General features: G+C 71.3%; 19 protein-coding genes. 9 read left to right on the top strand and 10 right to left on the bottom strand.

Annotated features, from left to right (window positions below):
• Positions 1–73 precede the first annotated feature (73 nt).
• Both AB0K67_RS15200 and AB0K67_RS15205 read right to left on the bottom strand, forming a co-directional pair.
• The gene (locus AB0K67_RS15200) at positions 74–760 is read right to left on the bottom strand and encodes a response regulator (protein ID WP_364059054.1); all 687 of its coding nucleotides are present in this window, start codon (positions 758–760) and stop codon (positions 74–76) included.
• Positions 757–2,331 carry a sensor histidine kinase gene (locus AB0K67_RS15205; RefSeq protein ID WP_364059057.1) on the bottom strand — a complete coding sequence of 525 codons (1,575 nt, stop codon included), beginning with the start codon at positions 2,329–2,331 and terminating at the stop codon, positions 757–759. Before AB0K67_RS15205 ends, AB0K67_RS15200 begins: the two co-directional genes overlap by 4 nt.
• A gap of 150 nt (positions 2,332–2,481) precedes the next feature.
• Here AB0K67_RS15205 and AB0K67_RS15210 point away from each other — a divergent pair, with 150 nt between their 5' ends.
• From AB0K67_RS15210 to AB0K67_RS15220, 3 genes are read left to right on the top strand one after another with little or no spacing between them, the layout of a single operon-like run.
• Positions 2,482–3,456: a tripartite tricarboxylate transporter substrate binding protein gene (locus AB0K67_RS15210; protein WP_364059060.1), complete on the top strand. Its 975-nt coding sequence runs from the start codon at positions 2,482–2,484 to the stop codon at positions 3,454–3,456.
• Complete coding sequence (locus AB0K67_RS15215; RefSeq protein ID WP_364059063.1) at positions 3,456–3,941, top strand: tripartite tricarboxylate transporter TctB family protein; 486 nt, start codon at positions 3,456–3,458, stop codon at positions 3,939–3,941. The genes AB0K67_RS15210 and AB0K67_RS15215 overlap by 1 nt, the downstream gene beginning before the upstream one ends.
• 1 nt (position 3,942) lies before the next feature.
• The gene (locus AB0K67_RS15220) at positions 3,943–5,478 is read left to right on the top strand and encodes a tripartite tricarboxylate transporter permease (RefSeq protein WP_364059066.1); all 1,536 of its coding nucleotides are present in this window, start codon (positions 3,943–3,945) and stop codon (positions 5,476–5,478) included.
• A 93-nt stretch (positions 5,479–5,571) separates the two neighbouring features.
• Here the strand turns inward: AB0K67_RS15220 and gatB are convergent, their stop codons facing one another.
• The 6 genes from gatB to AB0K67_RS15250 all read right to left on the bottom strand — a co-directional run bounded on the left by gatB (position 5,572) and on the right by AB0K67_RS15250 (position 14,905).
• A complete protein-coding gene (gene gatB, locus AB0K67_RS15225) occupies positions 5,572–7,077 on the bottom strand; it encodes an Asp-tRNA(Asn)/Glu-tRNA(Gln) amidotransferase subunit GatB (RefSeq protein ID WP_364059069.1) in 1,506 nt (501 codons plus the stop codon).
• A 31-nt stretch (positions 7,078–7,108) separates the two neighbouring features.
• Positions 7,109–8,602, bottom strand: a complete 1,494-nt coding sequence (gene gatA, locus AB0K67_RS15230; protein WP_364059072.1) for an Asp-tRNA(Asn)/Glu-tRNA(Gln) amidotransferase subunit GatA — start codon at positions 8,600–8,602, stop codon at positions 7,109–7,111.
• The gene (gene gatC, locus AB0K67_RS15235; protein WP_364059075.1) at positions 8,599–8,898 is read right to left on the bottom strand and encodes an Asp-tRNA(Asn)/Glu-tRNA(Gln) amidotransferase subunit GatC; all 300 of its coding nucleotides are present in this window, start codon (positions 8,896–8,898) and stop codon (positions 8,599–8,601) included. The genes gatA and gatC overlap by 4 nt, the downstream gene beginning before the upstream one ends.
• 87 nt (positions 8,899–8,985) lie before the next feature.
• Complete coding sequence (locus AB0K67_RS15240) at positions 8,986–11,049, bottom strand: EAL domain-containing protein (protein ID WP_364059078.1); 2,064 nt, start codon at positions 11,047–11,049, stop codon at positions 8,986–8,988.
• A 614-nt stretch (positions 11,050–11,663) separates the two neighbouring features.
• Positions 11,664–13,853 (bottom strand): NAD-dependent DNA ligase LigA, encoded by a 2,190-nt coding sequence (gene ligA, locus AB0K67_RS15245; protein WP_364059081.1) that lies wholly within the window; start codon positions 13,851–13,853, stop codon positions 11,664–11,666.
• 65 nt (positions 13,854–13,918) lie between these two features.
• Positions 13,919–14,905: a methionine synthase gene (locus AB0K67_RS15250; protein WP_364059084.1), complete on the bottom strand. Its 987-nt coding sequence runs from the start codon at positions 14,903–14,905 to the stop codon at positions 13,919–13,921.
• Between the two features lie 24 nt (positions 14,906–14,929).
• On the opposite strand from AB0K67_RS15250, the gene AB0K67_RS15255 reads away from it, so the two are divergent.
• Positions 14,930–15,562: an MBL fold metallo-hydrolase gene (locus AB0K67_RS15255; protein ID WP_364059087.1), complete on the top strand. Its 633-nt coding sequence runs from the start codon at positions 14,930–14,932 to the stop codon at positions 15,560–15,562.
• A gap of 16 nt (positions 15,563–15,578) precedes the next feature.
• On the opposite strand, the gene mnmA is transcribed toward AB0K67_RS15255, so the two are convergent.
• Entirely contained in the window at positions 15,579–16,637 is a 1,059-nt protein-coding gene (gene mnmA / locus AB0K67_RS15260; RefSeq protein ID WP_364059090.1) for a tRNA 2-thiouridine(34) synthase MnmA, read from the bottom strand.
• Between the two features lie 66 nt (positions 16,638–16,703).
• Between mnmA and AB0K67_RS15265 the strand changes: the two genes are divergently transcribed.
• A complete protein-coding gene (locus AB0K67_RS15265) occupies positions 16,704–17,753 on the top strand; it encodes a DUF695 domain-containing protein (RefSeq protein WP_364059093.1) in 1,050 nt (349 codons plus the stop codon).
• Between the two features lie 214 nt (positions 17,754–17,967).
• Here the strand turns inward: AB0K67_RS15265 and AB0K67_RS15270 are convergent, their stop codons facing one another.
• Positions 17,968–19,131 (bottom strand): cysteine desulfurase family protein, encoded by a 1,164-nt coding sequence (locus AB0K67_RS15270; RefSeq protein ID WP_364059096.1) that lies wholly within the window; start codon positions 19,129–19,131, stop codon positions 17,968–17,970.
• A 53-nt stretch (positions 19,132–19,184) separates the two neighbouring features.
• Between AB0K67_RS15270 and AB0K67_RS15275 the strand changes: the two genes are divergently transcribed.
• The 4 genes from AB0K67_RS15275 (at position 19,185) to AB0K67_RS15290 (ending at position 22,954) form a co-directional block, all read left to right on the top strand.
• Positions 19,185–19,694 carry a TetR/AcrR family transcriptional regulator gene (locus AB0K67_RS15275; RefSeq protein WP_364059099.1) on the top strand — a complete coding sequence of 170 codons (510 nt, stop codon included), beginning with the start codon at positions 19,185–19,187 and terminating at the stop codon, positions 19,692–19,694.
• 274 nt (positions 19,695–19,968) lie between these two features.
• Complete coding sequence (locus AB0K67_RS15280) at positions 19,969–21,174, top strand: MFS transporter (protein WP_364059102.1); 1,206 nt, start codon at positions 19,969–19,971, stop codon at positions 21,172–21,174.
• Positions 21,175–21,293: 119 nt separating this feature from the next.
• Positions 21,294–22,193: an ATP-binding cassette domain-containing protein gene (locus AB0K67_RS15285; RefSeq protein ID WP_364059105.1), complete on the top strand. Its 900-nt coding sequence runs from the start codon at positions 21,294–21,296 to the stop codon at positions 22,191–22,193.
• The gene (locus AB0K67_RS15290; protein WP_364059108.1) at positions 22,190–22,954 is read left to right on the top strand and encodes a hypothetical protein; all 765 of its coding nucleotides are present in this window, start codon (positions 22,190–22,192) and stop codon (positions 22,952–22,954) included. The genes AB0K67_RS15285 and AB0K67_RS15290 overlap by 4 nt, the downstream gene beginning before the upstream one ends.
• The last annotated feature ends 17 nt before the right edge of the window (positions 22,955–22,971 follow it).

Below are 22,971 nucleotides of genomic sequence, written 5' to 3' on the forward strand. Positions count from 1 at the left end.
CCGCAGCCAAGTCTCAGGCAACAGTAAGGCACGCAGATCGGCATATGTCACGGGAAATGGCTACGGAAGTGTGTCAACCTAGCCACCGGTAGCGATGTTCGGGCCGTCCGGCGGTCCCGTAACGGGGCCTCAGCTCGGCCTGGCCGACCGCGCACAGGTACTCCAGATAGCGGCGGGCGCTCACCCGCGACAGGCCCGTGAGCTCGGCGGCCTCGGCCGCGGACAGGTCGCGCCCGGCCTCCCGCAGCGTGTCTGCGACCAGCGCACAGGTGGCCGCCGACAGCCCCTTGGGCATGGGAGCGGCGGACGGCAGGACTCCGAAGAGCCGGTCCACGTCGTCCTGGCGCGCCTCGGGGCCGATGGCGGTCAGGCGCTCGCGGGTGTCGGCGTACTGGCGCAGGCGTTCGGTGAGCGCGGCGGCGGTGAACGGCTTGATGAGGTAGTTGACCGCCCCGCCGCGCATGGCCTCCCTGACGGTGGGCACGTCACGGGCGGCGCTGATCATGAGGACGTCCACGTCGTGCAGCGCCTTGAGCACCTCCAGGCCCGACATGTCGGGCAGATAGATGTCGAGCAGCACCAGATCGGGCCGCAGCTCGGCCACGGCGGCGAGCGCCTCGGCGCCGGTGTGCGCGACCGAGACGACCTCGAAGCCGGGCACCCTCGCCACGTAGCCGCTGTGGATGCGGGCCACCATGAAGTCGTCGTCCACGACCAGCACCCGGATCGCGGCGTCGTTGCGGCCCTCGGTCGCGGTCATGTGGCGGCCCTCGCGGGGAGCAGTGCGGTGAAGACGGCGCCGCCGTCGTTGCGTACGCGCACCCAGCCGCCCCTGCGCAGGCACGCCTGCCGGGTGAGCGCGAGCCCCAGCCCGCGCGGCCCCGAATGCGCGGCCTTGGTGGTGAAACCCTCCCTGAAGACCTCCTCCACCAGCTCGGGTGCGATGCCGGGGCCGGAGTCGCCGACCCGTACGTGCAGCCCGTCGGCGTCGGCGCGTACCGACACCTCGATCGTGCCCTCCGCGCCGTCGAGCGCGTCGATGGCGTTGGCGACGAGGTTGCCGACCACCAGCACCGCATCGCGCGGGTCGCCGAGCGCGCCCTCGGGCACCGAGGAGTCGTCGGAGAGCACCAGCCTGGCCCCGCGCTCGGCCGCCTCGGCCGACTTGGCCATGAGCAGCGCGGCCAGCGTCGGATCCTGGACGCGTTCGCGCAGGTCGGTGGCGTTGGTGTCGTGGGTGGTGCGGGTGATGAAGCCGATCGCGGCCTCGTGCTCGCCGAGTTCGAGCAGGCCGACCACGGTGTGCATGCGGTTGGCGAACTCGTGCGCCTGCGCCCGCAGCGCCTCCGTGGCGCTGCTGGTGTCGTCCAGCTCACGGGCCAGGCGGACCAGCTCGGTACGGTCGCGCAGGGTGACCACCCAGCCGAGCTGGCGGCCGCGTACCCAGACGGGGGTGCGGTTGAGCACCAGCACCCGTTCTCCGTGCAGCACGATGCGGTCCTCGCCCGGGTCGGCGCCGCCGAGCACGTCGCGCATGCGCTCGGAGACCGGCATCGTGGCGAGGTCCTCGCCGACGTCGCCGAGCAGCTCGCGGGCGGCGTCGTTGACGAGCGTGACCCTGCCCTCCATGTCGAAGGCGATCAGGCCCTCCTTCACTCCGTGCAGCACGCCCTCGCGCTGCTCCAGCAGCGCGGCGATCTCCCGCGGCTCCAGCCCGAACGTCTGCCTGCGCACCCGCGCCGTGATGAACGCCGCCAGCGCCAGCCCCGCGAGCAGCACCGCGAGCGCGGTCCAGATGAGCGGCGGCAGGGCGTCGAAGAGCTGGCCGGTGACGGTGGTCGCCAGCACGCCGACGGAGACCAGGCCGATGACCTCGCCGTATTCGTCTCTGATGGGCGTCTTGCCCCTGAGCGTGGTGCCGATCGTGCCGGTCTCGATGCCGACCCAGCTCCGGCCGGTACGCAGGACCGTGCTGCCGTCGGTGGACAGCTTCTCGCCGATCAGCGAGGCGTTGGGGTGGGCGTAACGCCGCTGCTCGGTGTTGGCGATGACCACGTAGTCGGCGCCGGTCTCGGCCTGGACGCTCAGCGCCAGCGGCTGCAGCACGCTCTCCGGGTGCTCCAGCTTGAACGCCTCGCGTACCTGCGGCAGCGCGGCCACCGACTGGGCGATCGCCAGCGCCCGCTGCTGGTGCAGCGAGTCGAGCTGGTCGCGGGTGTGCTCCGCCCACACGGCGGCCGTGCCGCCGGCGGCCAGCAGCACGATCACCATCTGGAGCGCGAAGAGCTGCGTGCCGAGCGAGGCGTCACGAACCCTTCTCAGCCTGTTCATCGAGGCTCATCGAAACAAAAGCAGGTCACGTCCGGGTCGCGACCAATACGACCACTACGACGGCAACCACGCAAAGCCTCGACGTGGCGGGGAATAGGACCTCACCATGCCACTCCCGACGACTGTGAATTCCCCCACCTTGGAGTGAACATGCGCTTGCGCGTATTCGCCGCCCTCGCGGCACTCACCCTGGGCGCGTTGACGGCCTGCGGCGGCGCCGGCGGAGGCGGCGCGTCCGCGAACGCCACCCTGCGCATCATGGCCCCCGCCTCGCCCGGCGGCGGCTGGGACCAGACCTCCCGCGTGGCCGAGCAGGCGTTCAAGGCCGCCGTGCCGGACCGCAAGGTCGAGGTGTACAACGTGCCCGGCGCCGGCGGGACGATCGGCCTGGCCCAGCTCGCCGGCGAGAAGGGCAACGGCAACCTGCTGATGACCATGGGCCTGGTCATGGTGGGCGCCATCGAGCAGAACAAGTCGAAGGTCACGCTGGCCGAGACCACGCCCATCGCCAAGCTGACCGAGGAGTACGAGATCGTCGTCGTCCCGGCCGAGTCGCCGTTCAAGACGCTGGCCGACCTGGTCGCCGCCTGGAAGGCCGACCCGGCGAAGGTGTCGATCTCGGGCGGCTCGGCGGGCGGCACCGACCACATCGTGGCCGGGCTGATGGCCAAGGCCGCAGGCGTGGACCCCAAGCAGGTCAACTACATCGCGCACTCGGGCGGCGGCGAGGCGCTGAACGAGCTGCTCGGCAACAAGGTCAGCGCCGGCATCTCGGGGGTGGGCGAGTTCGCCGAGCACGTGAAGTCCGGCAAGCTCCGCGCGCTGGGCGTCACCTCCGGCGAGCGGCTGCCCGACCTCGACGCGCCCACCCTGAAGGAGGCCGGGCTGGACGTCGAGCTGTCCAACTGGCGCGGCTTCGTGGCCCCCGGCGGGCTCTCCGACGCCGACAAGAAGGCCCTGACCGACCTGGTCACCAAGATGCACGACGCGCAGCCGTGGAAGGACGCGGTGGCCAAGAACGGCTGGATCGACTCGTTCCAGACCGGGCAGGAGTTCGCCGACTTCCTCGCCGCCGAGCAGACCAGGGTCAAGGGCATCATCGCCGAGATGGGGCTCGTGTCCTGATGGCTCGCTGGTGGCGGCCCGAGCTCGGGCTGGCGCTCGTGGTGCTGCTGCTGGGCGTGCTCGTCGTGGTCGGCACGCTCGACGTGTCGGCCGCGGCCTCCCAGCTCGGCCTCGGGCCGCGGTTCTTCCCCATGCTGGTGGGCGGCGCGATGGTGCTCATCGGCCTGTTCTACGTGGCCGACGTGCTGCGCGGCGGCCGCGCCGACCCTGAGGAGAGCGAGGACGTCGACGCCGACGCGCCCACGGACTGGCGCACGCTGAGCCTGGTCAGCGGCGTCTTCCTGGCCTTCGCCGCGCTGCTCGACCTGCTCGGCTGGATCATCGGCGCGAGCCTGCTGTTCTTCGGCCTGGCCGTCGTGCTGGGGGCCGGGCACCGGCTGCGCGCGGCCGGGATCGCGGTGGTCATGGGCGTGGTGACGTACCTGCTGTTCGTGAAGGGGCTCGGCGTCTCGCTGCCCGCCGGGCCGCTGGAGGGGCTGATCTGAGGTGACCTCGTTCCAGCTCCTGCTCGACGGCTTCGCCGCCGCGCTGACCCCCGTCAACCTCCTGTACGCGCTCGTCGGCGTCACGCTCGGCACGCTCGTCGGCGTGCTGCCCGGCATCGGGCCCGCGATGACCGTGGCGCTGCTGCTGCCGATCACCTTCACCGTGCCGCCGACCAGCGCGTTCATCATGTTCGCCGGCATCTACTACGGCGGCATGTACGGCGGCTCGACCACTTCGATCCTGCTCAACACGCCCGGCGAGTCATCGTCGATGATCACGGCGCTTGAGGGCAACAAGATGGCCAGGCGCGGGCGGGCGGCGCAGGCCCTCGCCACGGCCGCCATCGGCTCGTTCGTGGCCGGCACGATCGCCACGGCGCTGCTCGTGGTGGCCGCGCCCGCGGTGGTGAGCTTCGCGATCTCGTTCGGTCCCGAGGACTACTTCGCGCTCGCCATCCTCGCCTTCACCGCCGTCTCCTCGGTGCTGTCGCGCTCGATCGTGCGCGGCCTGGCATCGCTGGGGCTCGGCCTGGTGATCGGGCTGATCGGCATCGACCAGCAGACCGGGCAGGCGCGGCTCACGCTCGGCATCCCGCAGCTGCTCGACGGCATCGACGTGGTGATCGTCGCGGTCGGCCTGTTCGCGCTCGGCGAGTCCCTGTACGTCGCCAGCCGCCTGCGGCACGCGCCTCCCGAGGTGGTACCGGTGGGCCGGGCCTGGATGGGGCGCTCCGACTGGCGGCGCTCGTGGAAACCATGGCTGCGCGGCACGGCCCTGGGCTTCCCGTTCGGCGCGCTGCCCGGCGGCGGGGCCGAGATCCCGACGTTCCTGTCGTACGCGGCCGAGAAGCGCCTGGCCAAGGGCGTGGCCAAGGAGGAGTACGGCAAGGGCGCCATCGAGGGCGTGGCCGGTCCCGAGGCGGCCAACAACGCCTCCGCGGCCGGCACCCTGGTCCCGCTGCTCACGCTGGGCCTGCCGACCTCGGCCACGGCCGCGATCATGCTGGCCGCGTTCCAGCAGTACGGCCTGCAGCCCGGCCCGCAGCTCTTCGACCACAACCCGGCGCTGGTCTGGGGCATGATCGCGTCGCTGTTCCTCGGCAACACGATGCTGCTGGTGCTCAACCTGCCGCTGGCCCCGGTGTGGGCGCGCATGCTGCGCATCCCCCGCCCGTACCTGTACGCCGGGATCGTGCTGTTCGCCGCGCTCGGCGTCTACGCGCTCAACGGCACCGTCGTTGACCTGTTCGTCCTGTACGTCCTGGGCCTGCTCGGCTACGCCATGCGCCGCTTCGGCCTGCCGATCGCGCCCGCCGTGATCGGGATGATCCTGGGGCCGATGGCCGAGATCCAGCTCCGCCGGGCACTGGCCATCGGGGCGGGCGACGTGACCGTGCTCGTGCGCAGCCCGGTCGCGGTCGTCCTGCTCGCGCTGTCCCTGCTCGCCCTGCTCAGCCCGCTGATCAGGCGGTGGTACGCCCGGCGCAACGCGCCCGCACGTACGGAGCCGGAAAGGAAGGCGCCCGCAGGCATCTGAACGCGAAAGGAGGGCCCCGCCCACGCGGGACCCTCCTTGACGGCCTTTCGCCAAGACGGCCTCACCCGCGGGGAGGGGCCGTCTTCGCCGCGGTCACTCCTGGACGCCGAGCTTCTCCAGGATGAGCTGGCGGGCCCTGGCCGCGTCGGCCTTGCCCTTGCTGGCCCGCATCACGCCGCCGACCAGCGCACCGGCCGCGGCGATCTTCCCGGAGCGGACCTTCTCGGCCGCGTCGGCGTTCTCGGCCAGCACCTGGTCGATGAGCGCGGACAGCTCGCCCTCGTCGTTGACGATGCGCAGGCCGCGCCGCTCGACGACCTCGTCCGGCGTGCCCTCGCCGGCCAGCACGCCTTCGAGCACCTCGCGCGCCAGCTTGTCGTTGAGCGCGCCGGAGGCGACCAGCTCGGTCACCCGGGCGATCTGCTCGGGCGTGATCGGCAGGTCGGCCAGCGCCACGCCGGTCTCGTTGGCCCGCCGCGCCAGCTCGCCCATCCACCACTTGCGGGCGTCGGCCGGCGGGGCACCGGCCGCGACCGTGGCCTCGACCAGGTCGATCGCGTCGGCGTTGTGCATGGCCTGCATGTCGAGGTCGGACAGGCCCCACTCGGCCTGCAGCCGCTTGCGCTTGACCGACGGCAGCTCGGGCAGCGCGGCCTTCAGCTCGGCCACCCACGCCTTGTCGGGCGCGATCGGCACCAGGTCGGGCTCGGGGAAGTAGCGGTAGTCCTGCGCCTCCTCCTTGGACCGGCCGGAGGTGGTGGTGCCGGTGTCCTCGTGGAAGTGGCGGGTCTCCTGGATGACCTTCCCGCCCCCGGCCAGCACCGCCGCCTGCCGCTCGATCTCGCTGCGCACGGCGCGCTCGACACTGCGCAGGGAGTTGACGTTCTTGGTCTCCGTACGGGTGCCCCACTCCGACGACCCGCGCGGCATCAGCGAGACGTTGACGTCACACCGCAGCGAGCCCTCCTCCATGCGCACGTCGGAGACGCCCAGCGAACGCATGATCTCGCGCAGCTCGGTGACGTAGGCCCTGGCCACCTCCGGCGCGAGCCGGTCGGCGCCCGGGATGGGCTTGGTCACGATCTCGACCAGCGGGATGCCGGCGCGGTTGTAGTCGACGATCGAGTAGTCGGCGCCGTGGATGCGGCCGGTGGCACCGCCCACGTGGGTGGACTTGCCGGTGTCCTCCTCCAGGTGCACCCGCTCGATGCCGATCCTGACCGTCTTGCCCTCGACCTCCACATCGATGTAGCCGTCGTAGCAGAGCGGCTCGTCGTACTGGGAGATCTGGTAGTTCTTCGGCATGTCCGGATAGAAGTAGTTCTTCCGGGCGAAGCGGCACCATTCGGCGATCGAGCAGTTCAGCGCCAGGCCGATGCGGATCGTCGACTCGATGGCCTTCTGGTTGGCCACCGGCAGCGCCCCGGGGAGCGCCAGGCAGGTGGGGCAGACCTGCGTGTTGGGCGGCGCGCCGAAGGTCGTCTTGCAACCGCAGAACATCTTCGACTTGGTGCCCAGCTCGACATGCGTCTCGAGGCCGAGCACCGGCTCGAAGCGCTCGAGCGCTTCGTCGTACGGCATGAGCGTACCGGCAGTCATGGTGAGGTCCTCAGTTTCAGCTCGTTGCGTGTCACGCCAGCTCCGGTGCCTTGGACAGCAGGCTGCCGCCCCAGCGGCTCTCCAGGGCCTGCTCCACGGCCGCGCCGACGCGGTAGCAGCGGTCGTCGGCCAGGACCGGGGCCATGATCTGCAGGCCGACCGGCAGGTTGTCCTCGTCGGCCAGACCCACCGGCACGGAGATGGCCGCGTTGCCCGCCAGGTTGGACGGGATGGTGCACAGGTCGGCGAGGTACATCGACATCGGGTCGTCGGTGCGCTCGCCGATCGGGAACGCCGTGGTCGGCGTGGTGGGCGAGACCAGGACGTCGACCTGCTGGTAGGCGGCCTCGAACTCCCGGGCGATGACCGTGCGCACCTTCTGGGCCTGGCCGTAGTAGGCGTCGTAGTAGCCGCTGGACAGCGCGTACGTGCCGAGCATGATGCGCCGCTTGACCTCCGGACCGAACCCGGCCGCCCTGGTCAGCGCCATGACCTCCTCGGCGCTGCGGGTGCCGTCGTCGCCGACGCGCAGGCCGTAGCGCATGGCGTCGAAGCGGGCCAGGTTGGACGAGCACTCCGACGGCGCGATCAGGTAGTAGGCGGGCAGCGCGGTCTTGAACGACGGGCAGGAGACCTCGACGACCTTGGCCCCGAGCGACTCCAGCAGTTGCACGGCCTCGTTGTAGCGGGCCAGCACGCCCGGCTGGTAGCCCTCGCCGGAGAACTCCTTGACCACGCCGATGCGCATGCCGGCGACGTCGGGGTGCTTGGCGGCCTCGACCACCGAGGGCACCGGCGCGTCGATGGAGGTGGAGTCCATCGGGTCGTAGCCGGAGAACGCCTCGTGCAGCAGCGCCGCGTCGAGCACGTTACGCGCGAACGGGCCAGGCGTGTCCAGCGAGCTGGCGAACGCGATCAGGCCGTAGCGGGACGAGCCGCCGTAGGTGGGCTTCATGCCGACGATGCCGGTGACGGCGGCGGGCTGCCGGATGGAGCCGCCGGTGTCGGTGCCGGTGGACAGCGGCGCCTCGTAGGCGGCCACGGCGGCGCTCGACCCGCCGGACGAACCGCCGGGCACCCTGCTCAGGTCCCACGGGTTGCGGGTGACCTGGTAGGCGGAGTTCTCCGTCGATGAGCCCATGGCGAACTCGTCGAGGTTCGTCTTGCCCAGGATGACCAGGCCGGCCTCGCGCAGGCGGGCGGTGACGGTGGCGTCGTACGGCGGCCGCCAGCCTTCGAGGATCTTGGACGCGGCCGTCGTCGGCATGTCGCGCGTGGTGAAGATGTCCTTGTGGGCGACCGGCACACCGGCCAGCGGGCCCAGCTTCTCCCCCGCCCGCAGCCGGGCGTCCACCGCGCGGGCCTGCTCCAGCGTGGTCTCCCGATCGACGTGGAGGAACGCCTGCACCTTCGGCTCGACCTCGGCCATGCGGTCGAGGTGCGCCTCGGCCACCTCGACGGCCGACACCTCGCCCGCGGCGATCATCGCGCCGAGCTCGGCGGCGGTCTTGCGGATCAGGCTCATGCCTCCTCCCCGAGGATGCGCGGCACCCGGAAGCGGTCGTCCTCGACGGCGGGCGCGCCGGCGAGCGCCTGGTCGGGCGTCAGAGACTGTCGCACCTCGTCGGCACGGAAGACATTGGTCAGCGGAAGCGCGTGCGACGAAGGCGGCACATCCTCGGCGGCGACCTCGGCCACCTTCGCGACCGACTCGATGATCGCATCGAGCTGGGTGGCGTAGTGATCGAGTTCGTCGTCGCTGAGCGCCAGCCTGGACAACCGGGCCAGGTGTGCGACCTCGTCGCGGGTTATGGCGGACATGAGTCGTTGAACCCGTTTCGTGGATGGAGTCTTTGGACACTGCCATCCTAGGGGTCTTGACGTAGCAGCCCCGAACGCATTATCCGCTCAGGCGGAGCTGACTTCGGGCTGGTACTCGTACTCCACCGAGCCGCCCGTGCGGTCGCGCAGCCAGACCGCGGCCTCCTCGGCGGGCATCGGCTCGCAGAACAGCCAGCCCTGCCCGGCGTCGCAGCCCAGCTCGACGAGGCGCATCGCGACCTCCTCCGACTCGACGCCCTCGGCGACCGAGCGCAGGCCCAGGCTCCGTACGAGGTCGACGATGGAGCGGACGATGCGGTAGTCGTCCTCCGACTCGGCGATCCTGCGGACGAACGAGGCGTCGATCTTGACCTCCGAGACGGCCAGCCGCTGGAGCCGGATCAGCGAGGAGTAGCCGGTGCCGAAGTCGTCGATCGCGAGCGGCACGCCGAGCGCGGCCAGCGCCTTGATGGTCTCCTGCGTGTACGCCTGATCGCCGGTCAGGATGCGCTCGGTGACCTCGAGCTGGATGGCGGCGGGCGGCAGCGCGTACTTGGCCAGGCCCACCCCGAGCTGCTCGGGCAGGGCGGAGCCGAGCAGGTCGCGGGCCGAGATGTTGACCGAGATCTGCACCCGCAGCCCCGTGTGCCACCAGGCGGCGGCCTGTCGCATCGCCTCCTCGATCACGTAGGCGGTGAGCTGCCGCATCAGGTACGACTGCTCGGCCAGCGGCACGAAGTCGGCCGGCGCCACGGGCCCGTGCACGGGGTGCCGCCAGCGCAGCAGCGCCTCTACGCCCTGCACGTCGCCGGTGCCGAGCGCCACCTTGGGCTGGTAGTGCAGGCGCAGCTCGCGGTTGTCGATGGCGCGGCGCAGGTCGCCGAGCAGGGTCAGGCGTTCGGGAGAATTGCGGTCTTTGTCGGGCTGGTAGAGCTCGACGCCCGTACGCCCCTCCTTGGCCAGGTACATCGCCACGTCGGCCCGCTGGAGCAGCAGCTCGAAGTCGGGCGCGTGGTCGGGATAGAGCGCGATGCCCACCGAGGCGTCGAGGTCGAACGTCATGCCCTCCAGGCGCACCGGCTCGGTGAGCGCCGCGCGCAGCCTCGCTGCGACCTCCCTGGCCGCGTGGGCGTCCCTGATCGAGGGCAGCAGCACGGCGAACTCGTCGCCGCCGAGCCGCGCCACGACGTCTCCCGGGCGTACGGCATGAGTGAGCCGGTGGGCGACGAGCTGCAGCAGCCGGTCGCCGACCGGGTGGCCCATCGTGTCGTTGACCTCCTTGAACCGGTCGAGGTCGAGGAGGAACAGCCCCACCCGCTCGTCCTGGCGCACCTCGGCCAGCGCCTCCTCGGTGCTGACCACGAGCATCTTCCTGTTGGGCAGGCCGGTCAGCTCGTCGTGCATGGCCTGGTGGTCGCGGCGCAAGGAGAGAGTGGCGGTGAAGTAGACGGCGGCCAGCGGGGCCACGAACAGCGGCACCAGCCCCGGCGAGTGGTCCATGACGACCACCACCAGGGGCGCGAGGCCCAGCAGGCCGATGTACACCAGTGCTTGGGGGCCGACGCTGGCCCTGAGCACGCGTACCAGCGAGCGCCGCTCGTGCAGCGCCACCGCGCCGCACACCAGCGCGCCTCTGACCAGGAAGTACGCGATCCCCGCCAGCGCGATGGCCAGCAGGTCGTCACCCGCGGGCACCCAGGGCGCGGCCGGGCTCGGCACGATGCCGAACAGGCTCAGCACCACGGCAGCCGCGATCAGCGCCAGGGAGGACTGCGCGATGTTGAACATGACCCGATGCCACGCCTTGCGCGTCACCACGCCGTTCATCGCCACCGCCACGGCCTGCATGAGCACCGCGACGGGCAATCCGAGGTGCAGCAGCACCGCGAAGGTGAACATGGTGGACGGGTACGTGCCGCCCACGGCGGTGGCCGACGACACCATGACGGGCCGCAGCTCGCCCAGGATCACCAGCACCGCCAGCACCCAGAACAGCGGGGTGCGGGCGAGCTCCACCAGACCGGACGGGTCCAGCCGCAGCATGGCCACCACCAGACCGGTGAAGCCGATCACGGTGACGCCCGCGAGATAACCCCACAACGGCGTGCCGACGCGTGGCCCTTTGTCGCGGGTGTCGGTTGGGTCAGTCATCGGTAACAGAACCCCCATTAGGTCACTATGGGAGGGTACGACCTTCACCCCACTTCGCGAAACCAAGCGCGTACGTTCCGTCACTTCTCCTTTCCGACATATACCCAAAAAGCACCCTGTGTAGCAAACCGAGCACACAGCGACCCCAACCTACGCCGAAGCAGCCGGAACCCTGGCAGCGCCCACACGGCTCGCATAGAAGACGACCAACCCCCGCAAACGGTTTGCCACCCCCGCAAACAACCCGTAAGAAGATCCGCACTCCCCGTTCTCGGAGGGGCCGGAGCACGACCGTCGGGGCCGCTCCCGGTCACGTCCACGGACTCCCACGAACTCCATCGAAGAGCGGACACCTCCTTCGAAGGAGATGTCGAAGGAGATGACGCGCAGACGGCACTCCCCCGATGTGAGGGCGGAAACCAGGGGGCGCTCGGGTCACTCGGCGGTTCGAGCGACAGCTCGCGCCCGCAACGGCCAGACCAGGACGGGCCTACAACGGGCAGCATGAGCGCATCCCGCAGCAACCCGCCAGACACAGCGGGAGCGCACGAGCGCGATAACGCGGAAGGGGGCCGCCCGCGCCCGCGAGCCGCCCCCTTCAACTGACCCCCGGTTCAGTCCTCCGGTGTGGTCGCCACCTGGGCCGCCGCCTCGGGGCCTTCGTTCAGCAGCACCTCGAAGCCGGCCCGGTCCAGGATCGGCACCTTGAGGTCCACCGCCTTGTCGTACTTCGACCCCGCGTTCTCCCCCGCGATCAGGAACGACGTCTTCTTCGACACCGAGCTCGACACCTTGCCGCCCCGGCCGGTGAGCTCAGCGGCGGCCGAGTCGCGGGTGTAGCCGTCGAGCGTGCCGGTCACCACGAACGTCAGGCCCTGCAGCGTCTGCGGCCCCTTCTCGGGCGCGGGCTCGTCCTCCATGCGGACCCCGGCGGCCCGCCACCGATCGATGATCTCGCGGTGCCAGTCGACCTCGAACCACTCCTTGATCGTGGCCGCCACCTTGGGCCCGATGCCTTCGACGGCGGCCAGCTCCTCCTCGGAGGCGTTCATGATCGCGTCGATCGAGCGCATGGCGTCGGCGAGCGCGCGGGCGGTGGGCGGGCCGACGTGGCGGATGGAGAGCGCGACCAGCACCTGCGCGAGCGAGGACTGCTTGGCCCGCTCGAGCTCCTCCATCAGGCGCAGCGCGTTCTGGCTGGGCTCGCCGTTGACGTTGGAGAAGAACGTGACGACCTTCTCCTTGCCGGTCTTCGGGTCGATCTTGGGCAGCCCGGTCTCCTGGTCGCGGACCACCGACTTGATCGGGATGAGCCGGTCGAGGGTGATGTCGAACAGGTCGGCCTCGGTGCGCACGACCGGCTCCTGCGGCGGCAGCGGCTGGGTGAGCGCGGTGGCCGCGACGTAGCCGAGCCCGTCGATGTCGAGCGCGCGCCGCCCGGCGGCGAAGAACAGGCGTTCGCGGATCTGCGCGGGGCAGCCGCGCGCGTTGGGGCAGCGCAGGTCGGCGTCGCCCTCCTGCTCGTACGCCAGCTCGGTGCCGCACTCGGGACAGTGGGTCGGCATCACGAACTCGCGCTCGGACCCGTCGCGCAGCGGCACGACCGGCCCGACGATCTCCGGGATGACGTCGCCCGCCTTGCGCAGCACCACGGTGTCGCCGATGAGCACGCCCTTCTTCTTGACGATCGCGGCGTTGTGGAGCGTGGCCCGCTCGACCGTCGAGCCCGACACCGAGACCGGCTCCATCACCCCGAACGGCGTCACCCGCCCGGTGCGCCCCACCCCGACCTGGATGTCGAGCAGCTTGGTGTTGACCTCTTCCGGCGGGTACTTGTACGCGATCGCCCAGCGCGGCGCCCGCGAGGTGGAGCCCAGCTCCCGCTGGGTGCGGAAGTCGTCGACCTTCACCACGACGCCGTCGATCTCGTAGGGCGGGTCGTGGCGGTGCACGCGGTAGTGCTCGATGAACTCGTTGACCTCGTCGAGCGTCGGCACCACCTTGTAGAGGTCGCTGACCGGCAGCCCGAACTCGCGCAGCCGCTCGTAGCACTCCGACTGCGCGCGCGGCTCCTCGGACCCCTCCCACACGCCGATGCCGTGCACCAGCATGCGCAGCGGCCGCTGGGCGGTGATGCGCGGGTCTTTCTGCCGCAGCGTGCCGGCCGCGGAGTTACGCGGGTTGGCGAACGGCGCCTTGCCCTGCTCGACGAGCTGCTCGTTGAGCTTTTTGAAGTCTTCGACCGGGATGTAGACCTCGCCGCGCACCTCGACCAGGCTCGGCACGTCGTCGCCCTCGAGCCGGTGCGGGACGCCCTTGATCGTGCGGACGTTGTCGGTGACGTCGTCGCCGGTGCGGCCGTCGCCGCGGGTGGCGGCCCGCTCCAGCTTGCCGTCGCGGTAGACCAGCGCGACGGCGAGCCCGTCGATCTTCAGCTCGCACAGGAAGGGACCGGGGTGGCCCTCGGCAAGACGCTCGGCCCGCGACGCCCAGGCGGCCATGTCGTCGGCGTTGAACGCGTTGTCGAGGCTCTCCATCCGGTTGAGATGCTGAACCTTGGCGAAGTCGCCCGACACCGGCGCGCCCACCTGTTGCGTGGGCGATTCGGGCGTCTGCAGCGAGGGATATTGCTCCTCCAGCGCGAGCAGCTCTTTGAACCACTCGTCGAACTGGGCATCGCTCACCGTGGGCTGGTCGAGCACGTAGTAGCGCCAGCGCGCCTCCTTGACCAGCTCACTCAGCTCGGCATGCCGCTTGAGCGCGGTCACCGGCACACCCTCGACCTCGCCGCCCGGCTCACTCACGCGACGTCTCCTTCCGTACGACGACCTGAGCAAACGCTACCGCCGGCCACCGACAAAACCATGTCTCAGCCGCCCTCGCCCGCGGGATCGTCCCTGAGCACCTGGGCCGCCTTCGTGCACGCGCCTAGCGCCTGGCGCGCGTAGGCGGGAGAGGCGCCCGCCAGCCCGCACGCCGGGGTGAGCACGACCTGCTCGGTCAGCCGGTCGGCCGGGAACCCCAGCCGCCGCCACAGCTCCAGCGCGGGCTTGGCCACCACGCCGATGTCCGGCAGCCGGGTGTCCACGCCCGGCACGATGCCCATGAACAGCGTCAGCCCCGCCTCGAACAGCTCGCCCAGCTCGTCCTCGTCGCGCCGCCGCAGCAGCGAGGCGTCCACCGACACGCCGCGCACGCCGGCCCGGCGCAGCAGCGCGAACGGCACATCCGGCGCGCAGCAGTGCACCACCGGCGACTCGAAGTGGCGCAGCGACTCCTCGACCCGCCACTCCTCGACCGCGGGCAGCCGCCCGAACCCGGACGCGGTCGGCACCGTACCGGCCAGCACGCCGGGCAGCCCCGGCTCGTCGAGCTGCAGCACGATCTCCGTCACCCCGGGCAGCCGCCTGCGCACCTCGGCGCAGTGGTCGGCCACGCCCTGCGCCAGCGAGGCGATCAGGTCGCGTACGGCGCCCGCGTCGGACAGCATCTTGTCGCCGTGCTTGAGCTCGATCGACGCCGCCAGCGTCCACGGCCCGCAGACCTGCAGCTTCAGCGGCCCCGCGTAGTCGTGGCCGACCTCCTCGAGGCCGTCGAGGTCGCGGCGCAGGTGATCGACGGCGCGCTGGTGGTCGCGTCCGGGCCGGTCGGTCAGCCGCCATCCCGAGGGCTGCACCTCCACCGGCAGGTCGATCAGCAGCCCCGCGCTGCGCCCCACCATGTCGGCGCCGACGCCCCGCGCGGGCAGCTCGGGAAGGTACGGCAGCCCCGGCACCTCGCCGAACACGACCCTGATCGCCTCAAGATGATCGGAACCGGGGTGCGAGCCGACCCCGGTGGCCTCCCACATAGACATGGGCACAAGCGTAGGCTCTGCCGCATGAAGCTCACGAAGCACGATCACGCCTGCGTCCGCGTGGAGAAGAACGGCAAGGTGCTGGTCATCGACCCGGGCGCGTTCACCAGGGGCCCGGTGCTCGACGGCGCCGACGCGGTGCTCATCACCCACGAGCACGCCGACCATGTGGACGTCGACCGGCTCAAGGCCGCATCGCCCGACTTGGAGATCTACACGTGCGAGGGCGTCGCGGCCCTCTTGACCGAGGTGCCGGGCAAGGTCCAGGTGGTACGCCAGGGCGACGGCTTCGACGTGGCGGGCTTCCGTGTCAGGGTGTTCGGCGAGTGGCACGCCTACAACCACCCCGACATGGCGGTCGTGCAGAACGTCGGTTTCCTGATCGACGACGAGGTCTTCTACCCGGGCGACGCGCTGACCGACCCGGGTGTGGAGGTGCCGACGCTGCTGGTGCCGACCGGCGCGCCGTGGCTCAAGCTCGCCGAGACCGTGGAGTATCTGCGCAAGCTCCGCCCGGCGCGGGCGTACTCGACGCACGACGGCCTCTACGGCGAGATCGGCCTCGGCCTGGTGGACAACTGGCTGCGCATGGAGGCCGACAAGCAGCAGGCCGACATCCGCCGCATCCCGGTCGGCGAGTCGGTGACGATCGGCTAGCCGATCAGCTAGAAGATCAGCCGGCGGACACGATGGTGGCCGACCCGATGACGGTGTCGCCCGAGTAGAGCACGGCCGCCTGCCCGGCGGCGACGCCCGTGGCGGGCCGGTCGAGCTCGATCGTCAGGCCGTCGCCGGTCTCTTCGAACCGGCACGGATAGACCTCGCCGTGCGCCCTGAGCTGCACGGTCAGGTCGTCGTAGCGGGACGGGCCGTTCCAGACAGGGCGGCCGCAGGTGATCGTGGTGACCTCGAGCGCCGAGCGCGGGCCGACCGTGACCGTGTTGGAGACCGGCTCGATGGACAGCACGTAGCGGGGACGTCCGTCGGGCGCGGGACGGTCGATGCGCAGGCCCTTGCGCTGGCCCACGGTGAACCCGTGAGCGCCCTGGTGGGTGCCGACGACCTCGCCGTTCTGGTCGACGATCGGGCCCTCGGCGGAGCCGAGCCGCTTGGCCAGGAAGCCGCGGGTGTCGCCGTCGGCGATGAAGCAGATGTCATGGCTGTCGGGCTTGTCGGCCACGGTCAAGCCGCGCCGCGCGGCCTCCTCGCGCACCTCTGCCTTGGTGGAGTCGCCCAGCGGGAACATCGCGTGGCTGAGCTGCTCGCGGGTGAGCACGCCCAGCACGTACGACTGGTCCTTGCTCTGATCGACGCTGCGCGACAGCACGCCGTCGACCAGCCTGGCGTGGTGGCCCGTGGCGACCGCGTCGAAGCCGAGCGCGAGCGCCCTGTCGAGCACCGCCGCGAACTTGATCTTCTCGTTGCAGCGCAGGCACGGGTTGGGCGTGCGGCCCGCGGCGTACTCGGAGACGAAGTCCTCCACCACGTCACGCTGGAAGCGCTCGGCCATGTCCCAGATGTAGAACGGGATGCCGATGACGTCGGCGGCGCGGCGCGCGTCACGCGAGTCCTCGATCGTGCAGCAGCCTCTGGCGCCGGTGCGGTGGGATTGGGGGTTGGCCGACAGCGCGAGATGCACACCGGTGACGTCGTGGCCGGCCTCGGCGATGCGGGCGGCGGCCACCGCTGAATCGACGCCGCCCGACATGGCGGCAAGCACACGCAATCCCATGACTCATCCAGCGTACTGTCCGGGCGGGAGTGCGCGACCATGGCATGGGTCTGGAAGGATTCGTCCATGCGACTGTTCGGGCGCAAAGACGCAGACGAAAGGGCGGGCCAGGGGGAAGCGGCCATCGCCGGATTCTGGACCTGGTGGCAGGAGAACAGGCCGCGGCTGGAGGCGATGATGGCCTCCGGCGAGACCGGCGAGCTGGAGGAGCTGCTGGCGGCCCCGGTCGCCGCGATGGATCCGGCGCTGGTCTGTGAGGTGGCGCCGGGCAAGGAGGCCGCGCACGCCCTCGTGGTGACCGCGGAGGGCGACGCCGAGCTGCGCCCGCTCGCCCACCGCTGGGCCAAGGCGGCGCCGCCGGCCGACCTGCTGTGGGAGTTCCACCCGTCGCGCCAGGCCGACCCGCGCGCCGCCGAGCGCACGATCGACGTCGGCGAGTACACGGTCGGGATCGACAGGATGACGCTCGGGCTGCGCGTGCCGCGCAATCAGGCCAGGGTCGACGTGGCCGCCTACCATCCGGTCTTCGGCGAGCTCGACCCCGAAGACCGGATGCAGACCGCGCTGCGCGCCCTCGACGCGCTGCTCGGCGAGGACGAGGTGGCCCGGTGGGTGGGCGAGATCACGGCGGTCGCGTTCGAGCCGATCGACGCCGTCGCGGCCGTCCACCTGCCCGCCGTGGTCGCCGACGTGGCCTCGGGGATCGGCGAGGACGAGTGGGTGCTGCTGGAGGGGCAGGCCGGCGGCAAGCCACTGGCGGCCACCGCCCGCTACCCGCTGCGGCCGGTCGATCATCCGCTGTGCGACGAGCACATCGCCATCACGCTCCCGTACGCCGAGCGCGACGAGCAGGACCTGCCCGCGGGCGGCTCGCTGGAGGCGCTGCGCGACCTGGAGGAACGGCTGACCGCACGCCTGGGCGAGCACCCCGCCGACGCGCTGCTCGCGGTGCACCTGAGCGCCGACGGCCACCGCGTCATCCACGTCTACGCCGACCCGGACGCCGGCGCCGCCGCGATCGCCAAGGAGCTGGCCTCGGGCTGGCGGGAGGGCAAGGCGCTGGTGGACGTCTCACGCGACCCGGCCTGGACGGCCGTCGCCCCGTTCCTCACCTGACGTCCGCTGACGTCCGCCCCGGTGCCGGCCCGGCTGAGGCGGTCTCATGAGCGCCCCCGTGCCGGCCCGGCTGAGGCGGCCTCATGCGGAGCCACCCCTGACCACCTCATGCGGAGCCGGTCCCGGCCGCCTCATGCGGAGCCGCCCCTCACCGCCTCATGTGGAGCCGGCCCTGCATGTGACCCTCATGACGGGCCGCCCACGGCCGCGCGGGTCAGCCGAGGCCGGCGCGGCGGGCGCGCTCCACGGCGGCCGGCAGCACCTCGATGAGGCGGTCGATGTCGTCGCGCGTGGAGGTGTGGCCCAGCGTGAAGCGCAGCGAGCCGCGCGCGGCGGCCGCGTCGGCGCCCATGGCGAGCAGCACGTGGGACGGCTGCGCGACCCCGGCCGAGCAGGCCGACCCGGTGGAGCACTCCACGCCCTTGGCGTCGAGCAGCATGAGCAGCGCGTCGCCCTCGCAGCCGGGGAAGGAGAAGTGGGCGTTGCCGGGCAGCCGGTCGTCTGGGTCGCCGTTGAGCACGGCGTCGGGCACGACCTCGCGTACCCGTCTGATCAGCTCGTCGCGCAGCTCCGACAGGCGGCGGGCGAGCGCCTCCTGCTCGCGTACGGCGACGCTGACCGCGGCGGCGAACGCGGCGATGCCGGGCACGTCGAGCGTGCCGGAGCGCACGTCGCGCTCCTGACCGCCGCCGTGCTGCACGGACACCGGCGTCAGCCCCCTGGCCAGCAGCAGCGCGCCGACCCCGACAGGACCGCCGACCTTGTGGCCGCTGATGGTGATCGCATCGGCGCCCGAGCCGGAGAACGACACCGGAAGCTGCCCGACGGCCTGCACGGCGTCGCTGTGGAACGGGATGCCGTGGTCGTGGGCGATGGCGGCCAGCACCTGGACGGGCTGAACGGTGCCGACCTCGTTGTTGGCCCACATGACGCTGATCATGGCGACGTCGTCGGGGTCGCGCTCGATGGCGGCGCGCAGCGTCTCGGGGTGGACCCGGCCGAGCTCGTCGACCTCGAGCAGCTCGACCTCGGCGCCCTGGCTGCCGGCCAGCCAGTGGGCGGGGTCGAGCACGGCGTGGTGCTCGACGGAGCTGATGAGCACGCGGCGGCGCGGGCGGCGCGCCCAGTAGAGGCCCTTGACCGCGAGGTTGTCGGCCTCGGTGCCGCCCGAGGTGAAGACGACCTCGCTCGGCCGCGCGCCGAGCGCGTCGGCTATCGTTTCCCGTGACTCCTCGACCACCCTGCGTGCCTGACGACCGGCCGCGTGCAGCGAGGAAGCATTTCCCACGCGTTTGAGTTGAACCGTCATGGCCTCGATCGCTTCGGGCAGCATGGGGGTGGTCGCCGCGTGATCAAGATAGGCCGACGGTCTGGTCACCCGTTCAGGGTATCTCGTTTGCGACTGTACCGTCCGGACGGTACAGTAGAGGTATGCGAAGGGACGAGCTTTTGGACGCGGCGGAGGAGATCCTCTGCGACCAGGGCTCGACCGCGCTCACCCTGGCCGCGGTGGCCGAACGGGCGGGCGTCAGCAAAGGTGGCCTGCTGTATCACTACGGCTCCAAGGAAGCCCTGATCAAGGGCATGGTGGAGCGGCTGATCGACGACTTCGACGAGCTGGTGGCCGCCCAGACGGGCGCGACCTACACCGAGCGCTACCTGGCCGCCACGCTGGCCGCCGTGCGCTCCGGCCGCCTGCGACGCTGGGCCGTCGTCACGGGGGCGTCGGGCAACGTGCTGCTGCTCGCTCCGCTCCGCGAGGCGATGGCCCGCTGGCACCGCGAGGGGCTGGACGACGAGCCCGATCCGCTGGCCTCCCAGGTCGTCCGGCTGGCGTGTGAAGGGCTGTGGGACGTCGCCAGCCACGACCCCGAGCTCTACAGCGAAGAGGACCTTCAGGCCCTGGAGCGCCGCCTGACGGCGATGCTCGCTCCGAGCTGACCCGCCGCCCCGGCGCGCCGCCACGACTGACGCCTCGTCGTGCCCTCGTGGCGGGCGCCGCCGGCTCATCCCCCTTCACCCCCCTTCACCCCCTTCATCCCCCCAAGGGCGCCTTCAGGGGCGCCCGCTTTGACGTGCGCCGTGCCGGATTCCGGTGCGGCGCTCGGCATGCCGAAACGCGGCCCCTGCCTGCTGCCGGGCCTGCGGCTCCGGCATGCCCGCAAGCAGTGACCCAAGACGTACACGTACGACGACTTCAGTGAGGTGTGGCCTTATGACCCGCGAGCTGAGGAGTGCCCGTTACGGGGCGGTCCTCACCTTTGTCCTTGCCGGCCTGATGGTGGGCACGATGACCGTGCGCATCCCCGCCCTGACCGACAAGCTCGGCCTCTCCGAGGCCATGGTCGGGACGATCCTGCTGGCATGGGGCCTGGGCGCCCTGGTGACGATGCAGTCCATGCGGCGCGTCATGGCGCGCGTGGGCAGCCGGGCGGTGTTGCGGGCAGGTGGTCCACTGACGGCGCTGAGCCTCCTCGGCGTGGGCCTCGCTCCCGACCTGCCGCTGCTGCTGACGGCCGTGGTGTTGTTCGGCATGGCGTTCGGCGTCATGGACGTCGCCATGAACGCCCAGGGCTCGGCCGTCGAGCAGGCCTACCGGCGGCCACTGATGAACGGCATGCACGCCGGCTGGTGCGTGGGCGCCATCTCGGCGGGCGCGCTCGGCAGCCTCGCGATCGCCGCAGGACTGCCGTTCACCACGCACGTCACGCTGATCGCGCTGCTCGCGCTGCCGGTCATCGCGCTGCTCGGCCGTACGTACCTGCCGGAGCGGCCCGCCGTGGCCACGGCGGCGCAGGGGCGGCGCCGCATGCCGCCGGTCGTCTACCTGCTGGGCGCGATCATGTTCTTCGCGTTCATGGTCGAGGGCACCGTGGCCGACTGGAACGGCCTCTACATGCGCAACGAGCTCGGCGCGCCCGAGGCCGTCGCGGCGCTCGGCTACCCGGTGTTCGAGGTGGGCATGCTCATCGCCCGCGTGACCGGTGACCGGCTGCGGGTCAGGTTCGGGGTGCGCGGCATGCTCACCGTGTCGGGCGTCGCGACGGCCGGGTTCTTCTCGGTCGTGCTGCTCGCCCCCGCCGCGATGGTCGCCGTGCCGGCGATGTTCTTCGTCGGGCTCGGCGTGGCGACGATCTCGCCGCTGACGCTGTCGCTTGCGGGCACCGCGACCGACGCGCCCGGCCCGGCGATCGCGCAGGCCGGCGCCATGGGCTACGCGGGGCTGCTGCTCGGCCCCGTGGTGATCGGGTTCCTGTCGGACGCGGCCGGCCTGCGTACGGCGCTGAGCATCGGCGTGGGTCTCGGCGTGCTGATCGCGCTGGCCGCGCGCCTGCTCCCGCACGGCGAGCCGGCCCAGGTGACCCGCCTGCCGGAGCCCGAGCCCGAGCCTGAGCCCGAGCCGGTCAGGGCCGCCGCCTGAGAGTTCTCTGTGGATCGGCGCGGGCGGCCTGGCATCTCGCCACATGCGCCGCCCGCGCTCACAGAGAACTCACAGAAACCCTCAGAGCGCCTCCAATCAGCCGCTTCAGGCTGGATCGCATGATCCAGCTCAATGGACTGACCAAGCGCTACGGCGAGACCGTCGCTGTGGACCACCTCACCTTCACCGTGCAGCCGGGCCTGGTCACCGGCTTCCTCGGTCCCAACGGCGCCGGCAAGAGCACGACCATGCGGATGATCATGGGCCTCGACCTGCCCACGTCCGGCACGGTCACGATCACCGGCCGGCGCTACCACGAGCTGCGGCACCCGTTGCGCACGATCGGCGCCATGCTGGATGCGCGGGCCGTGCACCCGCGGCGGAGCGCGTACAAGCACCTGCTCTACCTGGCGCAGTCGAACGGCATCCCGGAATCCCGCGTCGGCGAGGTGCTGGAGCTGGTCGGCCTGGCGGACGCGGCGGACCGGCCGGCCGGCGGATTCTCCCTCGGGATGGGCCAGCGGCTGGGCATCGCCGCCGCCATGCTCGGCGACCCTCCGGTGCTGCTGCTCGACGAGCCGATCAACGGGCTGGACCCCGAGGGCGTGCTGTGGGCGCGCAACCTCATGCGCGGGTGGGGCGCCGAGGGACGCACCGTGCTGGTCTCCAGCCATCTCATGAGCGAGATGGCGCTGACCGCCGACCGGCTGGTGGTGATCGGCAGGGGACGGCTGCTCGCCGAAGGCGACATCGCGGACTTCACCGCGAGGGGGTCGGTCGTGGTCGTCCGTACGCCCGACGCCGGTCACTTCGCCCGGCGGCTCGCGCTCGCGGGCGCCTTCGTCGAGCCGGGAGAGACCGGCGAACTGCTCGTCAAAGGCATGTCACCGCCCGATGTCGGCAGGCTGGCCGCGGCCGAGAACGTCACGCTCTACGAGCTGAGCATCCGAGAGCCCTCACTGGAGGAGGCATTCATGGAACTGACCCGCGACGCCGTCGAGTGGGGTGCGGCCCGATGATCGACGCAGGAGCGCTCAAGGCCGAGTGGACCAAGTTCAGCAGCCTCCGGGCGACCATGGCGCTGTCGGTGGCGGCGGTGCTGGTGTCGGGCCTGTTCGGCTGGATGTTCTCCAACGCCGCCGCCGCCGAGTACGCCACGCTCACCCCGCAGGAGCGGCTCGGCTTCAACCCCGTCGAGCTGGGCATGCGCGGCATCTTCCTGGTCCAGGTGCTGCTCGCGGGCCTGGGGGCGCTGATCGTCTCCACCGAGTACGGCTCGGGCACCATCACCGCGAGCATGGCCGCCGTCGGCAGGCGCGGCCGGCTGCTGGCCGCCAAGGCCGGCATGACGGTGCTGAGCGCCCTGCCGGTGAGCGTGGCCTCCATCGTCCTGATGTTCACGGTCAGCCAGAGCACGCTGGCGGCGGGCGGCGCCCCGGCCGCGACCCCGGGCGATACGACGGCGATTCAGCTGCTGCTCGGCGGGCCGATCGTGCTGACGCTGATCTCGCTGTTCGGGCTGACACTCGGCGTGCTGCTGCGCAGCACGGCCGCCGCGGTCAACTTCTCCGTCGTCTTCCTGCTGTTGCCCATCCTGTCGGGCGTGATGCCGGGCTTCCTGCAGGTGGTCGTCAGGTTCTTCTGGCCCAACGCGGCGCCGTTCCAGGCCATGTACGGAGCGGAGAACGTGCCTGATTTGTTGGGATATGGGCTTATTGTGGCGTTTGTCGTGGTCATGCTGGCAGCGGCCTACGTCCGGTTCACCCGGAAGGACGCCTGATTAGTGTGAGATCGGGA

Source organism: Nonomuraea sp. NPDC052634 (assembly GCF_040678535.1).
Lineage (GTDB): Bacteria > Actinomycetota > Actinomycetes > Streptosporangiales > Streptosporangiaceae > Nonomuraea > Nonomuraea fastidiosa.

Excerpts from the sequence above, each read along its gene's own strand:
- AB0K67_RS15200 (WP_364059054.1), bottom strand. The coding sequence starts at position 760 with ATGACCGCGACCGAGGGCCGCAACGACGCCGCGATCCGGGTGCTGGTC.
- AB0K67_RS15205 (WP_364059057.1), bottom strand. The coding sequence starts at position 2,331 with ATGAACAGGCTGAGAAGGGTTCGTGACGCCTCGCTCGGCACGCAGCTC.
- AB0K67_RS15210 (WP_364059060.1), top strand. The coding sequence starts at position 2,482 with ATGCGCTTGCGCGTATTCGCCGCCCTCGCGGCACTCACCCTGGGCGCG.
- AB0K67_RS15215 (WP_364059063.1), top strand. The coding sequence starts at position 3,456 with ATGGCTCGCTGGTGGCGGCCCGAGCTCGGGCTGGCGCTCGTGGTGCTG.
- gatB (WP_364059069.1), bottom strand. The coding sequence starts at position 7,077 with ATGACTGCCGGTACGCTCATGCCGTACGACGAAGCGCTCGAGCGCTTC.
- gatA (WP_364059072.1), bottom strand. The coding sequence starts at position 8,602 with ATGAGCCTGATCCGCAAGACCGCCGCCGAGCTCGGCGCGATGATCGCC.
- gatC (WP_364059075.1), bottom strand. The coding sequence starts at position 8,898 with ATGTCCGCCATAACCCGCGACGAGGTCGCACACCTGGCCCGGTTGTCC.
- AB0K67_RS15240 (WP_364059078.1), bottom strand. The coding sequence starts at position 11,049 with ATGACTGACCCAACCGACACCCGCGACAAAGGGCCACGCGTCGGCACG.
- AB0K67_RS15250 (WP_364059084.1), bottom strand. The coding sequence starts at position 14,905 with ATGTCTATGTGGGAGGCCACCGGGGTCGGCTCGCACCCCGGTTCCGAT.
- AB0K67_RS15255 (WP_364059087.1), top strand. The coding sequence starts at position 14,930 with ATGAAGCTCACGAAGCACGATCACGCCTGCGTCCGCGTGGAGAAGAAC.
- mnmA (WP_364059090.1), bottom strand. The coding sequence starts at position 16,637 with ATGGGATTGCGTGTGCTTGCCGCCATGTCGGGCGGCGTCGATTCAGCG.
- AB0K67_RS15265 (WP_364059093.1), top strand. The coding sequence starts at position 16,704 with ATGCGACTGTTCGGGCGCAAAGACGCAGACGAAAGGGCGGGCCAGGGG.
- AB0K67_RS15275 (WP_364059099.1), top strand. The coding sequence starts at position 19,185 with ATGCGAAGGGACGAGCTTTTGGACGCGGCGGAGGAGATCCTCTGCGAC.
- AB0K67_RS15280 (WP_364059102.1), top strand. The coding sequence starts at position 19,969 with ATGACCCGCGAGCTGAGGAGTGCCCGTTACGGGGCGGTCCTCACCTTT.
- AB0K67_RS15285 (WP_364059105.1), top strand. The coding sequence starts at position 21,294 with ATGATCCAGCTCAATGGACTGACCAAGCGCTACGGCGAGACCGTCGCT.
- AB0K67_RS15290 (WP_364059108.1), top strand. The coding sequence starts at position 22,190 with ATGATCGACGCAGGAGCGCTCAAGGCCGAGTGGACCAAGTTCAGCAGC.